This window comes from Telluria sp. Soil_C_11 (genome assembly GCF_057657395.1).
The window spans coordinates 134,123-152,790 of the sequence record NZ_JBDGIN010000001.1 but is presented as its reverse complement, the minus strand read 5'-3'; the positions used below and the strand labels follow the sequence as shown (position 1 = coordinate 152,790).

The following is an 18,668-nucleotide window of genomic DNA, read 5'->3' as shown; positions in this document are numbered from 1 at the left end:
AAATTCGCGGCGGGCCAGATACCACCGTGCCCCTATATTAACGCGCCGCGCATTAACGTGGTTGGCGTCCCGGATTTTGGTGGGACAAAGCCTACGGGCGAACCAGAAATTTGGTCCGCCCAACCACGCACCTGGTGTGGCAATGGCCTTCTTACGAGGACTTACGCACCCGCAGGTACCATTCGCACAACAGCCTGACCTGTTTCGGCGTATATCCCTTCTCGACCATGCGGGCGACGAAGTCCGCATGCTTGGTGGCGTCTTCCGTGCTGGCCTTGGCATTGAACGAGATGACGGGCAAGAGTTCCTCGGTATTCGAGAACATCTTCTTCTCGATCACGGTGCGGAACTTTTCATAACTCGTCCAGGCAGGGTTCTTGCCGCCATTGGTCGCACGGGCACGCAGGGCGAAGTTGACGATTTCGTTTCGGAAATCCTTCGGGTTCGAGATGCCGGCCGGCTTCTCGATCTTCTCCAGCTCGGCGTTCAGGGATTCGCGGTCGAAGCTCTCGCCGGTGTCCGGGTCGCGGAACTCCTGGTCCTGGATCCAGAAGTCGGCGAAGGTCACGTAGCGGTCGAAGATGTTCTGGCCGTACTCGGAATAGCTTTCCAGGTAGGCGGTCTGGATCTCCTTGCCGATGAAGTCGACGTAGCGTTGCGCCAGGTGTTCCTTGATATAGGACATGTAGCGCTGCTCGGTCTCGCCCGGGAACTGCTCGCGCTCGATCTGCTGCTCGAGCACGTACAGCAGGTGGACCGGATTGGCCGCGACCTCGGTGTTATCGAAGTTGAAGACCTTCGACAGGATCTTGAAGGCGAAGCGCGTCGACAGGCCGTTCATGCCTTCGTCCACGCCGGCGTAGTCGACGTACTCGTGCATCGACTTGGCCTTCGGATCGGTGTCCTTCAGGTTTTCGCCGTCGTACACCAGCATCTTCGAATAGATGCTGGAGTTTTCGGGATCCTTCAGGCGCGACAGGATCGCGAACTGCGCCATCATGCGCAGCGTGCCCGGCGCGCAGGGCGCCTTGTCGAGCGAGGAATTGCGCAGCAGCTTGTCGTAGATCTTGATCTCGTCGGACACACGCAGGCAGTAGGGCACCTTGACGATGTAAATACGGTCGAGGAATGCCTCGTTGTTGCGGTTGTTGCGGAAGGTCTTCCACTCCGATTCGTTCGAGTGCGCCAGGATGATGCCTTCGAAGGGAATCGCGCCGAAGCCCTCGGTGCCCTTGTAGTTGCCTTCCTGGGTCGCCGTCAGCAAGGGGTGCAGGACCTTGATCGGCGCCTTGAACATCTCGACGAATTCCATCAGGCCCTGGTTGGCCAGGCACAGGCCGCCGGAGTAGCTGTAGGCGTCCGGATCGTCCTGCGAATAATCCTCGAGCTTGCGGATATCGACCTTGCCGACCAGCGAGGAGATATCCTGGTTGTTCTCGTCGCCCGGCTCGGTCTTGGCGATCGCGATCTGCTTGAGGATGCTGGGATAGCGCTTGACGATGCGGAACTTGTTGATGTCGCCGCCGAACTCGTGCAGGCGCTTGACCGCCCACGGACTCGGCACGTTGCGCAGGTAGCGGCGCGGGATGCCGTAGTCTTCCTCGAGGATGGCGCCGTCTTCCTCTTCGCTGAACAGGCCGAGCGGCGATTCGTTCACCGGCGAGCCCTTGATCGCGTAGAAGGGGATCTGCTCCATCAGGTGCTTGAGCTTTTCGGCGATCGACGACTTGCCGCCGCCCACCGGGCCCAGCAGGTAAAGGATCTGTTTGCGTTCTTCCAGGCCCTGGGCCGCATGGCGGAAGTAGGAGACGACCTGCTCGATCACTTCCTCCATGCCGTAGAACTCACGGAAGGCGGGATAAATCTTGATGACCTTGTTGGCGAAGATGCGCGACAGGCGCGGGTCGAGGCGGGTATCGACCAGGGTGGGGTCGCCGATGGCGGCCAGCATGCGCTCGGGAGCGCTGGCGTAAGTCAGGGGATCCTTCTTGCACAGTTGCAGGTACTCCGACAGGGAATACTCCTCTTCCCGGGTACGCTCATAGCGGGCTGCGTAGTTATCAAAAATGGTCATGTGAATGTCCTCTAATGTGCTAACACTGATCACTGTCGTGGCAGCCGATGAAAGACGGCTGTCCAAGCCCCGGTTTTGGCATATACCTGTCGTGGGGTCGCCGTCTGCGTTCGAGAGGTCAGGCCAGGCGGCCTGACATGGAAACGGAGGGCGATATTCTTGTTCTCATCCGGCCATGCAGCCGGTTTGTTAGCGCCCGCTGAGAGCGTCTTCTTACGCTTATGAAATTTATTATGTGCCTATTAGTTCCCGAAGTCAAAACAGTGTGGCGCAGTTTTTGGTAATTGTTGTAAGTATTTGAAAACAAAGAAAAAACAAGCAATTTTGATGAGTCTGTCGACCTGATCCCGACACCGCTTTAACGGGTCATGGCGAGCTTGTGTTGACAGGGCTTTTGACCCTGATGGACAACGTCATGTTTATCAAAAGGTAACTGGATATTGCACTAACTTGCTAAGCAGTGGCGCACGCGTATCGTGCCGGGCTTCTACAAAATTCCAGAGCGAAATGAGGCTCGCGAGCGCATGCGCTACACTTTCCCCTGAAGGCGAACATCGCCGGTCCACCCTGGAGATCCCTCATGCTGAATGAAGAGCTGCGCCGCATCCTGCAGGCGATGCCGAAGGCAGAATTGCACATCCATATCGAAGGCTCCCTGGAACCGGAGCTGATTTTTGAGCTAGCGCAAAGGAACGGCGTTTCGCTCGCCTACCCCACCGTGGAAGCGTTGCGGCAAGCGTACGCCTTCACCGATCTGCAATCCTTCCTCGATATCTATTACGCAGGCGCCAGTGTGCTGCTGACCGAGCAGGATTTCTACGACATGACCGCCGCCTACCTGAAGCGCGCGCATGCCGACAATGTGCGCCACGCCGAGATCTTCTTCGACCCGCAAACCCATACCGCGCGCGGCGTCGCCATCGAGGCCGTGATCAACGGCATCTGGCGCGCCTGCCAGGACAGCAAGGTAGACGCCACCCTGATCATGTGCTTCCTGCGCCATTTGTCGGAAGAAGAAGCGATCGCCACGCTGGAGGAAGCGATACCGTACCGCGACAAGTTCATCGGCGTGGGCCTGGACTCGTCCGAGGTCGGGCACCCGCCGGAGAAGTTCGCGCGCGTGTTCGAGCGCGCCCGCAACCTCGGCCTGCACCTGGTCGCGCACGCGGGCGAGGAGGGACCGCCCGCGTATATCGAGAGCGCGCTGGACGTGCTGAACGTGGAGCGCATCGACCACGGCGTGCGCTGCCTCGACGATCCCGAACTGGTGCAACGGCTGGTGCGCGAACAGATGGCGCTGACGGTGTGCCCGCTGTCGAACATCAAGCTGCGCGTGTTCGACGTGATGGGCGAACACAATCTGCGCCGCCTGCTCGATGCCGGACTGGCCGTCACCGTCAACTCCGACGATCCGGCCTATTTCGGCGGCTACGTCAACGACAATTACCTGGCCGCGTTCGACGCGCTGCCGCTGGACGTCGCGCACGCGCGCCAGCTCGCGCGCAACAGCTTTGCCGCCGCCTTCCTGGAGCCGGAGCAGAAGCGCGCCTATCTTGCCGAAGTCGACCGGTTTTTCGCAGCGACATAATCAAACGAGACGAGCATGCTGATCCAATCTCTGAGGATGACCGCGCGCGACTGGCGCGCCGGCGAACTGCGCTTCCTGCTGGTGGCCCTGGTGGTCGCGGTGTCGGCCCTGAGCGCGGTCGGCTTCTTCGTCGACCGCATGCGCGCGGGCCTCAACCGCGACGCCCACCAGCTGCTCGGTGCCGACCTCCTGATCAACGCCGACCAGCCGCTGCGCCAGGACTGGCGCGACGAAGCTGTCAGGCGCGGCCTGCTGCTGGCCGATACCGTCACCTTTCCCAGCATGGCGCAGGCGGGCGAGGGCGATGCGTCGCAGGCCCTGCTGGCGTCGGTGAAGGCGGTCTCGCCCGGCTATCCGCTGCGCGGCCAGCTGAAGGTCACCACCAGCCCCGATGACGCCAGCGAAGCGCTGGGCGACGCGACCCGCGAGACGCCGGCCCCGGGCACGGTCTGGGTCGACGTCAACCTGCTGCCGCCGCTGAAAGTGAAGGTGGGCAGCGTCATCCAGCTGGGCGAGAAAAGCTTCCGGATCGCCCGCCTGATCGCCACCGAACCGGACCGCGGCGCCTCGTTCTCGAACTTCGCGCCGCGCGTGATGCTGGCGCTGTCCGACCTGAAGGCCACCGGCCTGGTCGACAACTATGCGCGCATCACCTACCGCATGCAGGTGGCCGCGCGTTCGCCGAACGACCAGGCGGCGGTGGCCGGCTACGAGCGCTGGGTGCGCGAGCGGATCGCGCTGGATAACGTCAAAGGCGTGCGCATCGAGACGCTGGAAAACGGCCGCCCCGAAATGCGCTCGACCCTCGATCGTGCGGAACGCTTCCTGGCCCTGGTCGGCCTGCTGTCGGCGATGCTGGCGGCGGTGGCGGTGGCGATGGCGGCGCGCCGCTTCATGCAGCGCCACCTGGATGCGGTGGCGATGCTGCGCTGCCTCGGCATGACCCAGAACGAGGTCGGGCTGCTGTTCCTGATCGAGTTCGCGCTGGTCGGCCTGCTAGGGAGCGTGCTGGGCGTGCTGGTCGGCTTCGGTGCGCATTACGTGCTGCTCGAACTGATCGGCAAGCTGATCCCCACCGAGCTGCCGCCGGTGTCGCTGCTGCCGGCGCTGCAGGGCGTCGCCACCGGCTTGCTGCTGCTGGTCGGCTTCGCGCTGCCGCCGGTCTTGCAACTACGCAATGTGCCGCACAACCGCGTGATCCGCCGCGAACAGGCGGCGCCGCAGCCGATGGCGCTCGCCACCTACGGCCTGGGCACGGCGGTCTTCCTCGGCCTGCTGCTGTGGCAGGCCGGCGACCTCAAGCTGGCGCTGCTGACCGCCGGCGGCTTCCTCGGCGGCCTGGCCGTGTTCGCGCTGGTCGGCTGGCTGGCCCTGCTGGGCTTGCGCAGCCTGCGCGGCGTCTCCGGGAACCAGGGCTGGCGCTTCGCCATCACCTCGCTGCAGCGCCGGCCCGGCGCCACCGTGGTGCAGATCGTCTCGCTGTCGCTGGGCCTGATGGCGCTGCTGGTGCTGACCGTGGTGCGCGGCGACCTGATGGACGCCTGGCGCCTGGCCACCCCGGTTGATGCGCCGAACCGCTTCATTATCAACATCCAGCCCGACCAGAAGGAGGGCGTGGAAAAGAGCATCCGCGCGGCCGGCGTCGACCATTTGACTCTGTACCCGATGATCCGCGGCCGCCTGGTGGCGGTGAACGGCAACGCGATCACGGCCAGCACCTACACCAGCGAACGCGCGAAGGCGCTGTCGGACCGCGAATTCAACCTGTCCAGCGTGAACGCGCTGCCGGAAGCGAACGACATCGTGGCCGGCCAGTGGTACCGCGATGGACCCGGCGTGGCCGAAGCCTCGGTCGAGCAGGGGATCGCGCAAACACTGGGTTTGAAACTCGGCGACACGATGCGCTTCGACATGGGCGGCCTGCTGGTCGACGCGAAGATCACCAGCCTGCGCAAGCTGGAATGGGGCTCGATGCGCGCCAACTTCTTCGTCATCATCAACCCCGCCGCGATGCGCGACGCTCCCACCACCTACATGACGGCCTTCCACCTGCCGGCGCGCGGCGTCGGGCTGGCCAACGCGCTCACGCGCCAATTCCCTAACCTGACCGTGATCGACGTCAGCGGCATCATCCGCCAGCTGCAGGAAGTGCTGGACCAGGTCGTGACCGCGGTCGAGTTCCTGTTCCTGTTCACCCTCGCCTCGGGCGTGCTGGTGCTGTACGCGGCCCTGATGGGATCGACGGCCGAGCGCACCCGCGAAGCCGGCCTGCTGCGCGCGCTGGGCGCCACCCGCGCCCAGCTGGCGACCGCGCAGCGCATCGAGTTCGCGCTGGTGGGAGGATTGTCCGGCCTGCTGGCGGCGAGCGGCGCGGCGGGCCTGGGCTGGGCGTTGGCGGAATACCAGTTCAAGTTCCCCTGGCATGTCGAGCCGCAGGTGTGGGTGGCTGGATTGGTGGTCGGCGCGGCCTGCGCGCTCGTCGGCGGCTGGCTGGGGCTGCGGAATGTGTTGCGGCAGCCACCGCTGCAGACGCTGCGGGAAGCCTGAGATAAAATGGGCGGATGCAAGAATCTCAGAATCCCCAACAGGACCAGGACGCCGCCGACGAGCGCACCGCGTATGAGCTGATCGGCGGCGAAAGCCGCCTGCGCGAACTGGTCGACCGCTTCTACGACATCATGCAGCTGGAGCCGGATTTCGCCGGCATCCACGCCATGCACCCGAATCCCAACGACAGCTCGCGCGAGAAGCTGTTCATGTTCCTGTCCGGCTGGCTGGGCGGGCCGAACCTCTTTATCGAGCGTTACGGCCACCCGATGCTGCGCGCACGTCACCTGCCGTTCGCGATCGGCACCACCGAACGTGACCAGTGGCTGCGCTGCATGGCGATGGCGCTGGAAGACCTGGGCTACGACTACGACCTGCGCCTGCGCCTGATGGGCGCGTTCTACCAGACCGCGGACTGGATGCGGAATCGGCCACACTAAGGGCCCGCACTGATCACCATGTCGACCATCGAATTCATCGTTCTCGCGGCCGGCCTGCTGGCCGTGCTCGGCCTGCAGGTCGTCCTGTTTTCACGTGGCCGCGGCAGCGGCAAAGACAGCGATGGCTCAGCCCACGCCTTCGAGCGACTGGAGCGCGAGCTGCGCCACGAACTGCAAACCAGCGCCCAGGCCACGCGCCAGGAACTGGCCGCCCACCTGGCCCAGAACCAGGCCGCCATCGCCCAGCAGCTGGAAGCGATGCGCCAGCAGATCCAGTTGCACGCCGCCGGCGGCCGCGAGGAACAGGCGCGCGTGCTCAAGCGGTTCGCGGACAGCATGAACACGGCGATCGCCACGCTGACCGAATCGAACGCCCAGCGCATGCTGGAAGTGCGCGGCACGCTGGAAACCAAGATCCGCGACCTGCAGGCCGACAATGCGCGCCGCCTCGAAGAGATGCGCCAGACCGTCGACGAGAAGCTGCACGCGACCCTGGAAACGCGCCTGACCGAATCCTTCCGCCAGGTCTCGGACCGTCTCGAACGCGTGCACCAGGGCCTGGGCGAGATGCAGCAGCTGGCCATCGGCGTGGGCGACCTGAAGCGCGTGCTGACCAACGTGAAGACGCGCGGCACCTGGGGCGAAGTGCAGCTCGAGATGCTGCTCGAGCAGGTGCTGACGGTCGACCAGTACGCCAAGAACGTCGAAACGGTCAGTGGCTCGAACGCGCGCGTCGAGTTCGCGATCAAGCTGCCGGGCGTGGTCGACGGCGGCCCGCCGCTGTGGCTGCCGATCGACGCCAAGTTTCCGAAGGAGCAGTACGAGCGCCTGGTCGAAGCGGCGGACAGCGCCGATGCCGACGGCGTCCTGCGCTTCGGCGCAGAGCTGGAGCGGGCCGTGCGCAACGAGGCGAAAACCATCTGCGAAAAATACGTGTCGCCGCCGCAGACCACCGACTTCGCGATCCTGTTCCTGCCCACCGAAGGCCTGTACGCCGAAGTGATGCGCCGCCCCGGCCTGGCCGACGACCTGCAGCGCAGCTTGCGCGTGACGATCGCCGGCCCGTCGACGCTGACGGCGCTGCTCAACAGCCTGCAGATGGGCTTCCGCACGCTGGCGCTGGAAAAGCGCTCGTCCGAAGTGTGGCAGGTGCTGGGCGCGGTGAAGACCGAGTTCGGCAAGTTCGGCGACGTGCTGGCCGCCACCAAGACCACGCTGGAGCGCGCCGCCAAGAACATCGAGAACGCCGAGGTGCGCAGCCGGCAGATGGCGCGCAAGCTGAAGTCGGTGGAGGCTTTGCCGAGCGAGGCGGCGCAGTTGATGCTGGGGGCTGGCGCGGTTGACGGCGAGGAGTGAACGCTATTCGCCGCCGAAATTCCCTATGGTCGGAATCAGCGCGGCCCCGCATGTCGTTTTATGCCCTTCGTAGGCGACCGCAATGCCGTCGATGACGTGGTGAGGATCGCCTTCGGCAATCGTGCACTTGTCATGTCCCTTGATCGGACAACTGCAAACATCGCCGACACGGGCCACCGCGATGCCGCCTACCGTGACGTGGGTGGCGCTGACGCTTTCGACCTTGCCGCCATGTGAGGTGGGGTCGCCGAGACGGATCACGTTGCGCATGGCTCAGCCTTTCCTGTCTGTTGGCGTGCGCGCCGCCAGGTCGGTCTGCGCGGGCGGATCGTCATAGCCGACCAGTTGCCAGACGGTCGCCGTGCGATAAGAAGGCCGTTCTCCCTTGAGTTTTTGCCACAGTGTTGGTTCGCCGAGCGATACCACATGCGGCATCCGTTCGCCGGCCTTGATGTGCTGGCGCTGCCCGCCTTCGATATTTTCAAGTTCGCTAGACGCCCACCAGCCGGTCTGGGGGCAGGTGCGTCCGGTTGCTGCAAGCTCTCCCAAGGGCATCCGTGGGCCGTCGTCGGCGGACTTGACCGGCGTGCTGCTTGTCGGGCGCACGCGGATGGTGCTGGTGATCCTGTCCCAGACTGCGATGGCTTCTTCGTCGGTCAGGCTGGCTTTGGTGGCGCCGGCGGCGTTGTCGGCCACGCCGGTCTGGAGTTGGATGTCCACATAGGGCTTAAGCGGATCGTGTGGAACACCTGTGAATCTGACCTCGAAGTCATGATAAGAATGCACGTTTTCCTCATCGGGGTTACGCACGAGGACCTCGTAGCCAGTGTCCCAGTTACGAATCTGGCGCGTGCTTTCGCGGAAATATTTGATCTTGGCTAGTGCCTGTTTCTCTTCGGGTGTTGCCGGGTCTTCTTTGATGCGTTTCCACTGTCTCTTAAGTGATGTGCTTTCCGGGTCGTGTGGATTTGATGGGTGGGTTTGGATCGAAAGATGTGTGTCCGGAAATTCTTTCAGGCGGAAGCCGATGCTAATCAGTTCGCCAGGATGGTTCTTTTCGTCATCCGGCGAATCTGGCAGGAAGGCATTCTCGACGCAGTTACCGGGCTCGGTAGGGACTTCATTTTCGGCACGTTGCCGTAGACGGCGAGCCATACTTTTTATGTCTGCTATAGTCCCATCCTTATCTTCTTTTAGCGGCCGTGCATCTATGACGACACCGTCGTTGTTCAATCTGAAGTAGCCGTTGATTTTTAGCTCGCGCATCGCTTCAAAACCTTCGAAACCAGTTACGATTTTTCCCTCGGGCTGGCGCAGATCATCAACTGAAATCAGCAAAGGGATGTTGTTCAGATATATAGCTTTTTCGCTTTTTAGCTCATCAATAAACTTCTGCGCTAATGTCTTCACTTCGTCGGCGCCGTTAGTGTAGATGCTGACACCCAGCGGAACATCGACCTCACCCCAGACGACGATGGCCGATGCCGGTATATCGATCATGAAGCGTCCGAAGCAAACAGTCTTGGTTTTCTCGAATAAGGGTTCCAGGCGGGGCGTGATTGCGGTCATGTTCGGTGTCTTCCATTCTTTCGGGTTGTGGTCGCAGGCGGTGATCAGCAGGGGCACAGCTGCGATCGGCGCAAGGAGCAGGCGTTTAATGGCGGTCATTTGCATGAGTGTCTCTTCCAGCATTATTTCCAGATTGCCTTCTGGGCGATGCGCACGATGCTGTACAAGGTCGAGGCGATGGCTCGAGGGTCCTTGTAGCTGGACTGGTGTTCGTAGCCCGTCTGGCGGAACACGCCCTTGAACAGGCCGCTGTTGAGCTGATGGTCGGCGGATTTGGCGGGCACGGTCTGATCGCCTGGTGCCGAAGGTGGGAGTATCGTTGCATGTACTGGGCCTGCCACCGCATCATTGAACGGCAGGGGTGCGATATTGTCTACCCCATCGGGGTCCCAAGAAGTGAATTCCAGTCTGCCTTGCCTGGTATCGCTGACAATGGACCAGTTCTGCCAGCCGGTAGGATCATTGCAGTTCCTGATTTCCCATACGACTTCGCCAAAGCTCTGCCGATTCTTGTCGGCCCCATAATGCGCGTAACTGTTGGGGTGATAGGTGCCCGCAATCGTTTGATGAAAACTCTGCGCTCTGTCGAGATATGCGCAAGTCCGTTCGAACGTTCCACCCCCTTTCTTTTGGGTATAACCGGAAGGGTTGATCCAGTCTTCCCGGAACAACGCATACCACTTGTCCCGCACCTTGTAGATCTCATTGTATGGATCTCCTTGTTTCGGCCATGAATCCAGGTCGTGGGCGTTGTGCCGCACCCGCAACCAGCCATTGCCATACGTCTCGCTAGGCAGTAGTTGCAATCCACCGGGTGCGTTCGCCAGCACTGCGGTGACTTCGTCGCCATAATTACCGGCAACCTTGGCAGCCAGACTTTCCGTCGGAGCGCTCATCATGCCTGGATCCTCGAATCCGGCCCGCATGCGCTTGTAGGCTGCCGGGGCGCCGATAGCAGGCATCACGCCGTGGACGATGCCCAGAACCTTGTCCCCCAGATTGCCATAAGCCGGATGAACCAGCGCCCGCCCGACCAATCCACCCATGGAGTGGGTCACGACGATCACCTGGGTGCACTCGTATCCAGTCCCGTTCAGGTCGTCGATAACCTTGTTAATGCGCTTCGCGATGATTTTTGCGCTGTCGCCGTTCGATTGCAGCCAGTTGTAGCCAAACGCATAGACCGCAAACCAGCAGCCCATAGCAACTTTCTTAAGTTCATCCTCGGTCAGTATCTGCAGCGGCAGCTTTGGATCGAGATTCCATGCCTTTGGATCGACACCGATCACATCACGCCACTCGGGCCGTACCTTGCCCTCGGAGAAAGTACTGTTGAGGCGCGATTCAAGATGTTGCAGCAGCTCGCCATAGCTCTTGAAGAAGACTTCGCCCCACCCCCTCTCCCGCGCTTTTTGTACAGCCGTTCGCCCGTTTTTGGCCGTCGGCGGATCGTCCACCAGCAATGGCGAGTTGAAGCTCTTAGCGAGTCCGACGTTGGCATGTCGTCCGTCAGCGCTGACCTCCGACGGTCCGGAGGGGTCGTAAATATCGACGGTGGTTTGCAACGGGTCCAGGCGCAGTTGACGTTCATCGGGCGGACTTTTCGCGTTTTTATGAATATTTGTAGCGCCAAGGATATCCGGCCGCCAGGCGATATTGTCCTTCTGGCGCAACTCCTTCTGTCGCTGCGCGCTCATCCGCAAGTTCGACCCCATAATCCCTGGCAAAAAAATAACCGGCAAAACCCGCTTTGGAAGCATTCGCGCGCACTGCGGTTTTTTGTCCTGCTTCGGTGTCGTAAAGCCTTCCGCCTTACGGGTGGCACCGTCATGCCGTTGCGCGGGTAGCGGGTGTTCGGCAGTCGTCATTGCGTTCCCCTATGAGATCAGTCGTCCAGTGCCTCGATGGTGTAGCGCCCGAAAGGAATCGCGCTGGTAAATCGCTCGGTCAACCCAGCCGCATCGGTCCGCCCCTCGAATATGCGTCCATCCTCTGTAGTGATGCGATATCGCTGGTTCTTCATCGGCTCGTCGGTCCCAATCCATCGCAGGACCGTTTGCTGGTCATGCGCCGACTCGCTGGCGATCGAAGGCGCAGCGCCCGGGCTGCCGCCACCCGGCCCGACATGCGCGAATTTCGATGATTTGACGGTGTGCTCGCCACTGCTCTGCTGGGTGATGGCGCCGCCGCCAATACCCACCTGCGCACCCTGTGCCACGAAGCGGATCCTGGGCGCCTGCAGCACGATCTCGTCGGTGGCTGTCAGCACGATACGCTTGGAAGAAGTGACTTCGATGTCATCGGCATGGGTCTGCAGTTCGAGCTTGCCGCTGGCGGCGACGAGCTTGATGCCGAGCCGGTGCGCGAACAGGCTGATGCTTTCCGACACACGGGCCAGCAATTTCCGGCCGACCGACAGCTGGGTATTCCCGATACTGACCATGTCGACATGCGTTTGCGCGCCAATCGCCATATTGGCCTGGCTGGTCACTGCCACGCCGGCAGGCGCCGATAGCGCGACCACGGGCTGGCCGCCGTCACCGGAACCGTTCTTTTCGGTATTGCTGCCAGCTTCCCACTGCTGCAGGTACCCGATCAGCTGCTTGAGCTCCTTGTCGTCGGTGTCATCGGCATGATGCGTCGCCGACAGCGCGGAAAGCTGCTGCTGCACGCCCTGCAGCGCCTCGACCAGTCCCGTCAGCTCGGAGCGGTCCAGTTGTCGACCGCTGGCTTTCTGGCGTGCTGCTGCGCTGATGAGCACGCCTTGCGCACCGCGAACCGCAACCGCAAGGTCACTGCGCAGCTCTGCTCCTTCACCGCGCGCCTCGCCTTTGCCGTCGCTGCGTGGATGGGTGAGCCATCCCAGGTTCAGTTCGCTGTGACCATGCTCGGAGGACAGCTGCGCATTGATCTGTCCCGGCGTGTCGTCCAACCGTAGCTGGTTGCAGCGGGTGCCTTGGACTTCCTTGCTCTTGATGCCGGCCAGGTACCTGTTGCCGGGCAGCGTTCCGGTATGGCTGAAGGAGGGCGGCGGGGCGCCGCCGCCATAGACCTGCGCTACGATGATCGGCTTGTCCGGGTCTCCGCCCAGGAAGTCGACGATGACTTCATCGCCCACACGCGGCAGCGTAATCGCTCCCCAACGATTGCCGGCCCAGTTGCTGGCAACCCGTACCCAGGCGGAGTCCCGGTCGCTGTCGCTGGCGCCAGCGCCTTGCGCATGGCTGTGGTCTTCCACTCTCGTGCCGGGAAAACGCACCTTGACGCGGCCGTGCTCGTCGCAGTGCACTTCTGTGCCTGGCGGCCCGACGACGACTGCGCTTTGCAGCTGGGGATGCGGCAGATCGGTGCGCGGGTCGAAAGCGGGCACGATGGGAATGCCGCGGCGCACGCAAGCAAAGCGGTTCGTATAGCGCATGCCGCGCTCTTCGCTGGCTTGCCGCAGCGCGCCGCGCGATGGCCTGTCATCCCATCGATTGAGAGCGAACAGGCGCTGTACGCGATCGTCGACGGTCTTCGGCAGGTTGTTTTCTGCATCGACGTCCAGGCAGGTAATGATGAATTCCCGTTCCTTTTCCGGATGCGTGTCGATTTCGGGATGGCCGCTCAAGCCGATCCATTCGCCGATACACAGCGCCCGCACACTCCCTTCTCCGTAAAAACATTTGGATTCGTATTCGTGGCGCTTCATGCGCAGTTCGCCAAGATTCCGGAAATCTTCGCCGTCGTTACCCGCATGCGGCATGTCGATCAGGTAGTCGTCGAGGCTGGCAGCGAACCGATTGCCCGTCGTCCCCTGGTCGATGCGAGAAGGCTTATTGGTGGTCGTTGGCCGGCCTTGCAGGTAATCCCAGCTCAGGCGGTTGAGATTGCCCGGTTTGAGCTTGCGTACAGGGCTCCACGCGATAACGGTGTCCCTTTGTTCGGTACCGTCATCCCGGTGATATCGGACAATGCCGGCTGCATTCCGTGGCAGCGTAAAAGCATCGTCGAACAGCACAAGGGAATGTCCCGGTATGTCCTGGCTTGGCGATCGGCTGGCTTGCCCGGGCTGTATGAACCACGCGATACCGCGCCGTTTCCATAAACGGCGCAGAAAGTCGGCATCAGACTCGTTATGCTGCATCGTGAATGCCCGCGCGGGATAGGTGCGCGTTACATGCGACCAGTTCACGCTGAAGGCATTGGCCAACACTGGATTATTCTGACGCCACTCATCCAGGATAACCTGGGTGATCTCCAGTTCGTTCAGGTCGCGGAAGACGCGGGTATTGATGCGCTGCTCCATCAACGCAAGCGCGTCGCGCAGCACCAGTTCGTACGTCGCCAAACCGCCATCGCACTGGCCAGCGGCTGCCTGCGCAACGACGCCGCAGACGGAGCGCAAGTTGCCGCCGTCCGTCACGAACTGCAGCTCGACCGGCAAAGCGATGAATTCCTTCAGGGGCAAATCGGCGCGGGTCGATACGCACAAGAGGCGGTATTCCAGTCCGCCACACAAGGCCTCGCTTCCGGTGACGCGCTTGACCAGCAAAACGTCTTCGAGCACGCGCTGTCCTTTCGACAGTCGCGCACGGATCGGGCGATTTGCTTCAGATAATCCGGCTAATCCTTCAACGATATCCTTGACGTACATTCAGGATTCCCAAGTCATATGAGCAGAACTGCTCAATGGTAGGAACCTGGAATTTCATCACATTGATATCAATAAAGTCTTTGCCTGATACCAATCAGGCATATCAAATAGGTAGGATGTGCGGCATCAAGCCTAGACCAGCCCCTCGAACATCAGCACATCCACCATCTCCCCAGCCTGCACGCCACCCTGCTCATCGTGCAGCACCACCATGCAGTTCGCCTCCGACATCGAACGCAGGATGCCCGAGCCCTGCGAGCCGGTAATCTTCACTTCGGGCAGCCCATCCGTCCCGCGCGACAGCACGCCGCGCTGGTATTCGGTACGCCCCGGCTTCTTGCGGATCGGCGCCGCGGAGCGCGCGCGAACCAGTTCGAGAGGCGCTTCCGCCCCCATCATGCGCAGCAGCGCCTCGCGCGCGAAGAAGTAGAACGAGACCATCACCGCCACCGGATTGCCCGGCAGTCCGAACAGGAAGGCGCTGTGACCATTGGAAGAGATGCGCCCGAAGGCCAGCGGGCGGCCCGGACGCATGCCGATCTTCCAGAAGGTCACGTCGCCCAGTCTCGCCATGATCTGCTTGGTGTAGTCGGCCGCGCCGACCGAGACGCCGCCCGAGGTGATGATGGCGTCGGCGTTCTCGCAGGCTTCGCGCAGCGCCGCTTCCAGCGCCTGCGGGTCGTCGCGCACCACGCCCATGTCGATGATGTCGCAGCCCAGCCGCTGGAGCATGCCGTAGATCGTGTAGCGGTTGCTGTCGTAGACGCAGCCTTCGTCGAGCGGCTGGCCGATCGAACGCAGCTCGTCGCCGGTCGAGAAGAACGCGACGCGCAGGCGCCGCTGCACCGGCACTTCGGCCACGCCGAGCGAGGCCAGCAGGCCCAGGTCGGCCGGGCGTATCACTTTCCCCTTGCGCAGCGCGGCGCTGCCGGCCTTCAGGTCTTCGCCGGCAAAGCGGCGGTTGTCGCCAGCGCGGATGGTGCCGGGGGCGATGACGACCATGCCCTCGGCTTCGGTGACGAATTCCTGCGGCACCACGCTGTCGCAGCCGGCCGGCATCACGCCGCCGGTCATGATGCGCACGCATTCGCCGGGGCCCGGCACCGCGCCGGAGCTGCGGCCGGCATACACGGTATCGATCACGCGCAGGCGCAGCGGGGTGTCGGCGGACAGGTCATCGCCGCGCAGCGCATAGCCGTCCATCGCCGAGTTGTCGTGGGCCGGCACGTTGATCGGCGAGACGACATCGAGCGCCAGCACGCGGCCCAGCGCGGCGCGCAGCGCCACCTGCTCGGTCGCGCGCACCGGGGCCACGAAGTCGCGGATGATCTTCTGGGCGTCGCGCACGGGCAGGGCGTCGGGATCATACGCCGAGAGGCAGCTGACCACGTCGGCCAGGCGCGGCGGACGCGAAGGGTCGAGCCCGCGCAATTCGTCCAGGGTATTGATGTTGCGGAAGGCGCTGGCATCCTCGAACAGCACCTCGGCCACCTTGATCTGCGGGTACCAGCCATCCATGCGGCGACCGCCGGCGGCCAGGTATGTCGACAGCACTTCGGCCTTGTCGGCCTTCACCAGGCAGAACACCGGATGCGGCTGGCGCAGGCCGTTCTCTTCGGTGACGGCCTGCGCGAGGTCGGCGCCCGCTTCCTCCAGGCCCGCCAGAAGGCGCTCGGCCAGATCTAGGGGCAGGAAGGGCGAATCGCAGGGCGCGGTGAGCAGGTAGTGCGTGGCGCAGCGGCGCAGGCCCGCTTCCAGTCCGGCCAGCGGACCGGCGAAGCCCGGCGTGTCGTCCGGCCACACCGGCACGCCAAAGGCGGCGTAGGCATCCAGGTTCTGGTTGGCGTTGATGGCGATGCTGGCCACTTGCGGCTGCAGGCGGGCCAGGACGTGCGCCACCATGGTCGAGCCGCCGAAGGGCTGCAGGCCCTTGTCGACGCTGCCCATGCGCGTGCCGCGTCCACCGGCCAGGACCAGGCCGCTGATCGATGCTGTGTTCATTTTATTTATCCACCAATGTAGGACATTTCGATTTTCTTTGCGCCGCGCGACAGGCCTTCGGTATGGATGGTGCGGGTCTCGGAATAGCGGTCCGCGCGCCGGCTCCACAGCTGGGCGATGGCGGAAAGGATCTCGGGATCGCTGCGGCCATCGCGCAGCAGGGCGCGCAGGTCGTGGCCGCGGGTCGCGAACAGGCAGGTGTAGAGCTTGCCCTCGGTCGACAGGCGGATGCGCGAGCAATCGCGGCAGAAGGCCTGGGTCACGCTCGAGATCACGCCGACTTCGCCGGCGCCGTCCACATAGCGCCAGCGCGCCGCGGTCTCGCCCGCGTAGTTGGCGCCGATGGGTTCGAGCGGCATCTCGGCCGAGATGCGGCGCACCACTTCGCTGGACGGAATGACTTCGTCCATGTTCCAGCCGTTCGAGGCGCCCACGTCCATGTATTCGATGAAGCGCAGGATCGTCGGCGTGCCCTTGAAGTGGCGCGCCATCGGCAGGATCTGGGCGTCGTTCATGCCGCCCTTGACCACCATGTTGACCTTCACCGGACCCAGGCCGACGGCGTGCGCGGCGTCGATGCCGTCCAGGACGTCCGCCACCTTGAAGTCGACGTCGTTCATGCGCTTGAACACGGCGTCGTCGATGGCGTCGAGCGAGACCGTCACGCGGTCCAGGCCGGCGTCCTTCAGGCTCCTTGCCTTGCGCGCCAGCAGCGAGCCGTTGGTGGTGAGCGTGAGGTCGAGCGGGCGGCCGGACGGCGTGCGCAGTGCGCGCAGTTGCGCGACAAGGCGCTCGAGGTCCTTGCGCAGCAGCGGTTCGCCGCCGGTCAGGCGGATCTTTTCGACGCCGTGGGCGACGAACAGCCGCGCCACCCGCGTGATCTCCTCGAAACTCAGCAGCGAGGAATGGGGCAGGTAGGCGTAGTTCTTGTCGAAGACTTCCTTCGGCATGCAGTAGACGCAGCGGAAGTTGCAGCGGTCGGTGACCGAGATACGCAGGTCGTGCAGCGGGCGGCCGAGCGCGTCCGCCAGCAGTCCGGACGGCTCGACCAGCGCCTCGGGAATCGGCATCGCCGGCGACCGGGCATCGCCCAGCAGGATGATTTTTTCAGACATGCCAATACGATAGCACGAGGCCCGCCACCGCACAGGCGAGGATGAGGGGGATGGTCCCGGCCTTGTAGCGCAGCACGGCGATGCCGGCGCCCACTCCGATCACGATCGCCGGCCACTGCGGCCGTCCGCCGGCCAGGAACACGTGCCCGCCGAAGAACACGGCCAGGCTGGCGATCACGCCGACCACCGCCGCCGAGATCGCCGTGAGCGGCGCCGTCATGCGCACGTTGCCGCGCGTGGACTCGACCAGCGGCCCGCCGGCCAGGATGAACACGAAGGACGGCAGGAAGGTGAAGAAGGTCGCTACCGTCGCTCCCGCCGCGCCGGCGGCGAACGGCGTCTCCGGCCCGAACAGGGCATGGGTCCAGCCGCCGACGAAGCCCACGAAAGCGACGATCATGATCAGCGGCCCGGGCGTGGTCTCGCCCAGCGCCAGGCCGTCGATCATCTGGCTGGCGCTGAGCCAGCCGTAGTGCTCGACCGCGCCCTGCACGACATACGGCAGGACCGCGTAGGCGCCGCCGAAGGTCAACATCGCGCACTTGGTGAAGAACCAGCCCATCCGGGCCAGCGCACCGGACGGGCCGTACAGCGCGGCCAGCAGCAGCCAGGCCGCCAGGCCGAGGCCGCAGCCGATCAGTGTCACGCGCGCCAGCCCGGCCCAGGAAAAGCGCGCGTGCGGCGGCGTCGGTGTGTCGTCGTCGATCAGCGCCGGGCCGTAGGAAGTGTGCGCGGCCGCGTGCGTGCCGCCGAGGTCGAACAGGGCGGGGCGCTGCCTTCCGCCCGCCAGCCCGGCCAGCGCAGCGGCCAGCACGATCAGAGGGAAGGGCAGTTCGAGCACGGCGATCGCGACGAAGGCGCAGGCGGCGATCGCGGCCAGCAGCCAGTTCCGGATCGTGCGGCTGCCGATGCGCCAGGCCGCGCCCAGCACGATCGCGACCACGGCCGGCTTGATGCCGTTCATGATGCCGGCGATGGCGGGCAGGTGGCCCCAGGCCATGTAGACCCAGGACAGTCCGATCAGGATTAACAGCGACGGCAGCACGAACAGGACGCCGGCGGCGATTCCGCCGGCCGTGCGATGCAGCAGCCAGCCGATGTAGACGGCGAGCTGGGTCGCTTCCGGGCCGGGCAGCAGCATGCAGTAGTTGAGCGCGTGGAGGAAGCGCCGCTCCGAGATCCAGCGCCGGCGCTCGACCAGCTCGGCGTGCATCATGGCGATCTGCCCGGCGGGGCCGCCGAAGCTGATGAAGCCGAGTTTCAGCCAGTAGCGCAGGGCGGTGCGGAAGGTGAGGGTGGGCGGCACTTCAATAAGGGTGGACGTGGGAATTGCTTATCTTAC

12 protein-coding genes are annotated in these 18,668 nt (G+C 63.6%); 4 read left to right on the top strand and 8 right to left on the bottom strand.

Translation table 11 applies throughout. The features are described 5' to 3' along the window. Window positions 1–151: 151 nt before the first annotated feature. Window positions 152–2,074 (bottom strand): PrkA family serine protein kinase, encoded by a 1,923-nt coding sequence (locus tag AC3A6M_RS00640; protein WP_487850828.1) that lies wholly within the window; start codon window positions 2,072–2,074, stop codon window positions 152–154. A 580-nt stretch (window positions 2,075–2,654) separates the two neighbouring features. Between AC3A6M_RS00640 and AC3A6M_RS00635 the strand changes: the two genes are divergently transcribed. The 4 genes from AC3A6M_RS00635 to AC3A6M_RS00620 are packed head-to-tail and all read left to right on the top strand — an operon-like array spanning window position 2,655 to window position 8,005. After that, window positions 2,655–3,662 carry an adenosine deaminase gene (locus tag AC3A6M_RS00635; protein ID WP_487850827.1) on the top strand — a complete coding sequence of 336 codons (1,008 nt, stop codon included), beginning with the start codon at window positions 2,655–2,657 and terminating at the stop codon, window positions 3,660–3,662. A gap of 15 nt (window positions 3,663–3,677) precedes the next feature. Next, window positions 3,678–6,209 carry an ABC transporter permease gene (locus AC3A6M_RS00630; RefSeq protein ID WP_487850826.1) on the top strand — a complete coding sequence of 844 codons (2,532 nt, stop codon included), beginning with the start codon at window positions 3,678–3,680 and terminating at the stop codon, window positions 6,207–6,209. Window positions 6,210–6,223: 14 nt separating this feature from the next. Continuing rightward, a complete protein-coding gene (locus tag AC3A6M_RS00625; protein WP_487850825.1) occupies window positions 6,224–6,649 on the top strand; it encodes a group II truncated hemoglobin in 426 nt (141 codons plus the stop codon). A gap of 18 nt (window positions 6,650–6,667) precedes the next feature. Further along, window positions 6,668–8,005, top strand: coding sequence for a DNA recombination protein RmuC (locus AC3A6M_RS00620; protein ID WP_487850824.1), 1,338 nt, complete (start codon window positions 6,668–6,670; stop codon window positions 8,003–8,005). Between the two features lie 3 nt (window positions 8,006–8,008). On the opposite strand, the gene AC3A6M_RS00615 is transcribed toward AC3A6M_RS00620, so the two are convergent. The 7 genes from AC3A6M_RS00615 to chrA all read right to left on the bottom strand — a co-directional run bounded on the left by AC3A6M_RS00615 (window position 8,009) and on the right by chrA (window position 18,632). After that, the gene (locus AC3A6M_RS00615) at window positions 8,009–8,275 is read right to left on the bottom strand and encodes a PAAR domain-containing protein (protein ID WP_487850823.1); all 267 of its coding nucleotides are present in this window, start codon (window positions 8,273–8,275) and stop codon (window positions 8,009–8,011) included. Window positions 8,276–8,278: 3 nt separating this feature from the next. After that, window positions 8,279–9,679: a T6SS immunity protein Tli4 family protein gene (locus tag AC3A6M_RS00610; protein ID WP_487850822.1), complete on the bottom strand. Its 1,401-nt coding sequence runs from the start codon at window positions 9,677–9,679 to the stop codon at window positions 8,279–8,281. Between the two features lie 17 nt (window positions 9,680–9,696). Then, window positions 9,697–11,442 carry an esterase/lipase family protein gene (locus AC3A6M_RS00605; protein WP_487850821.1) on the bottom strand — a complete coding sequence of 582 codons (1,746 nt, stop codon included), beginning with the start codon at window positions 11,440–11,442 and terminating at the stop codon, window positions 9,697–9,699. A 17-nt stretch (window positions 11,443–11,459) separates the two neighbouring features. Next, window positions 11,460–14,210, bottom strand: coding sequence for a type VI secretion system Vgr family protein (locus AC3A6M_RS00600; protein WP_487850820.1), 2,751 nt, complete (start codon window positions 14,208–14,210; stop codon window positions 11,460–11,462). A 132-nt stretch (window positions 14,211–14,342) separates the two neighbouring features. Then, window positions 14,343–16,211, bottom strand: a complete 1,869-nt coding sequence (moeA, locus tag AC3A6M_RS00595; protein ID WP_487850819.1) for a molybdopterin molybdotransferase MoeA — start codon at window positions 16,209–16,211, stop codon at window positions 14,343–14,345. Between the two features lie 5 nt (window positions 16,212–16,216). Beyond that, window positions 16,217–17,326 (bottom strand): GTP 3',8-cyclase MoaA, encoded by a 1,110-nt coding sequence (gene moaA / locus AC3A6M_RS00590; RefSeq protein WP_487850818.1) that lies wholly within the window; start codon window positions 17,324–17,326, stop codon window positions 16,217–16,219. Continuing rightward, the gene (gene chrA / locus AC3A6M_RS00585) at window positions 17,319–18,632 is read right to left on the bottom strand and encodes a chromate efflux transporter (protein WP_487850817.1); all 1,314 of its coding nucleotides are present in this window, start codon (window positions 18,630–18,632) and stop codon (window positions 17,319–17,321) included. Before chrA ends, moaA begins: the two co-directional genes overlap by 8 nt. Between the last annotated feature and the right edge of the window lie 36 nt (window positions 18,633–18,668).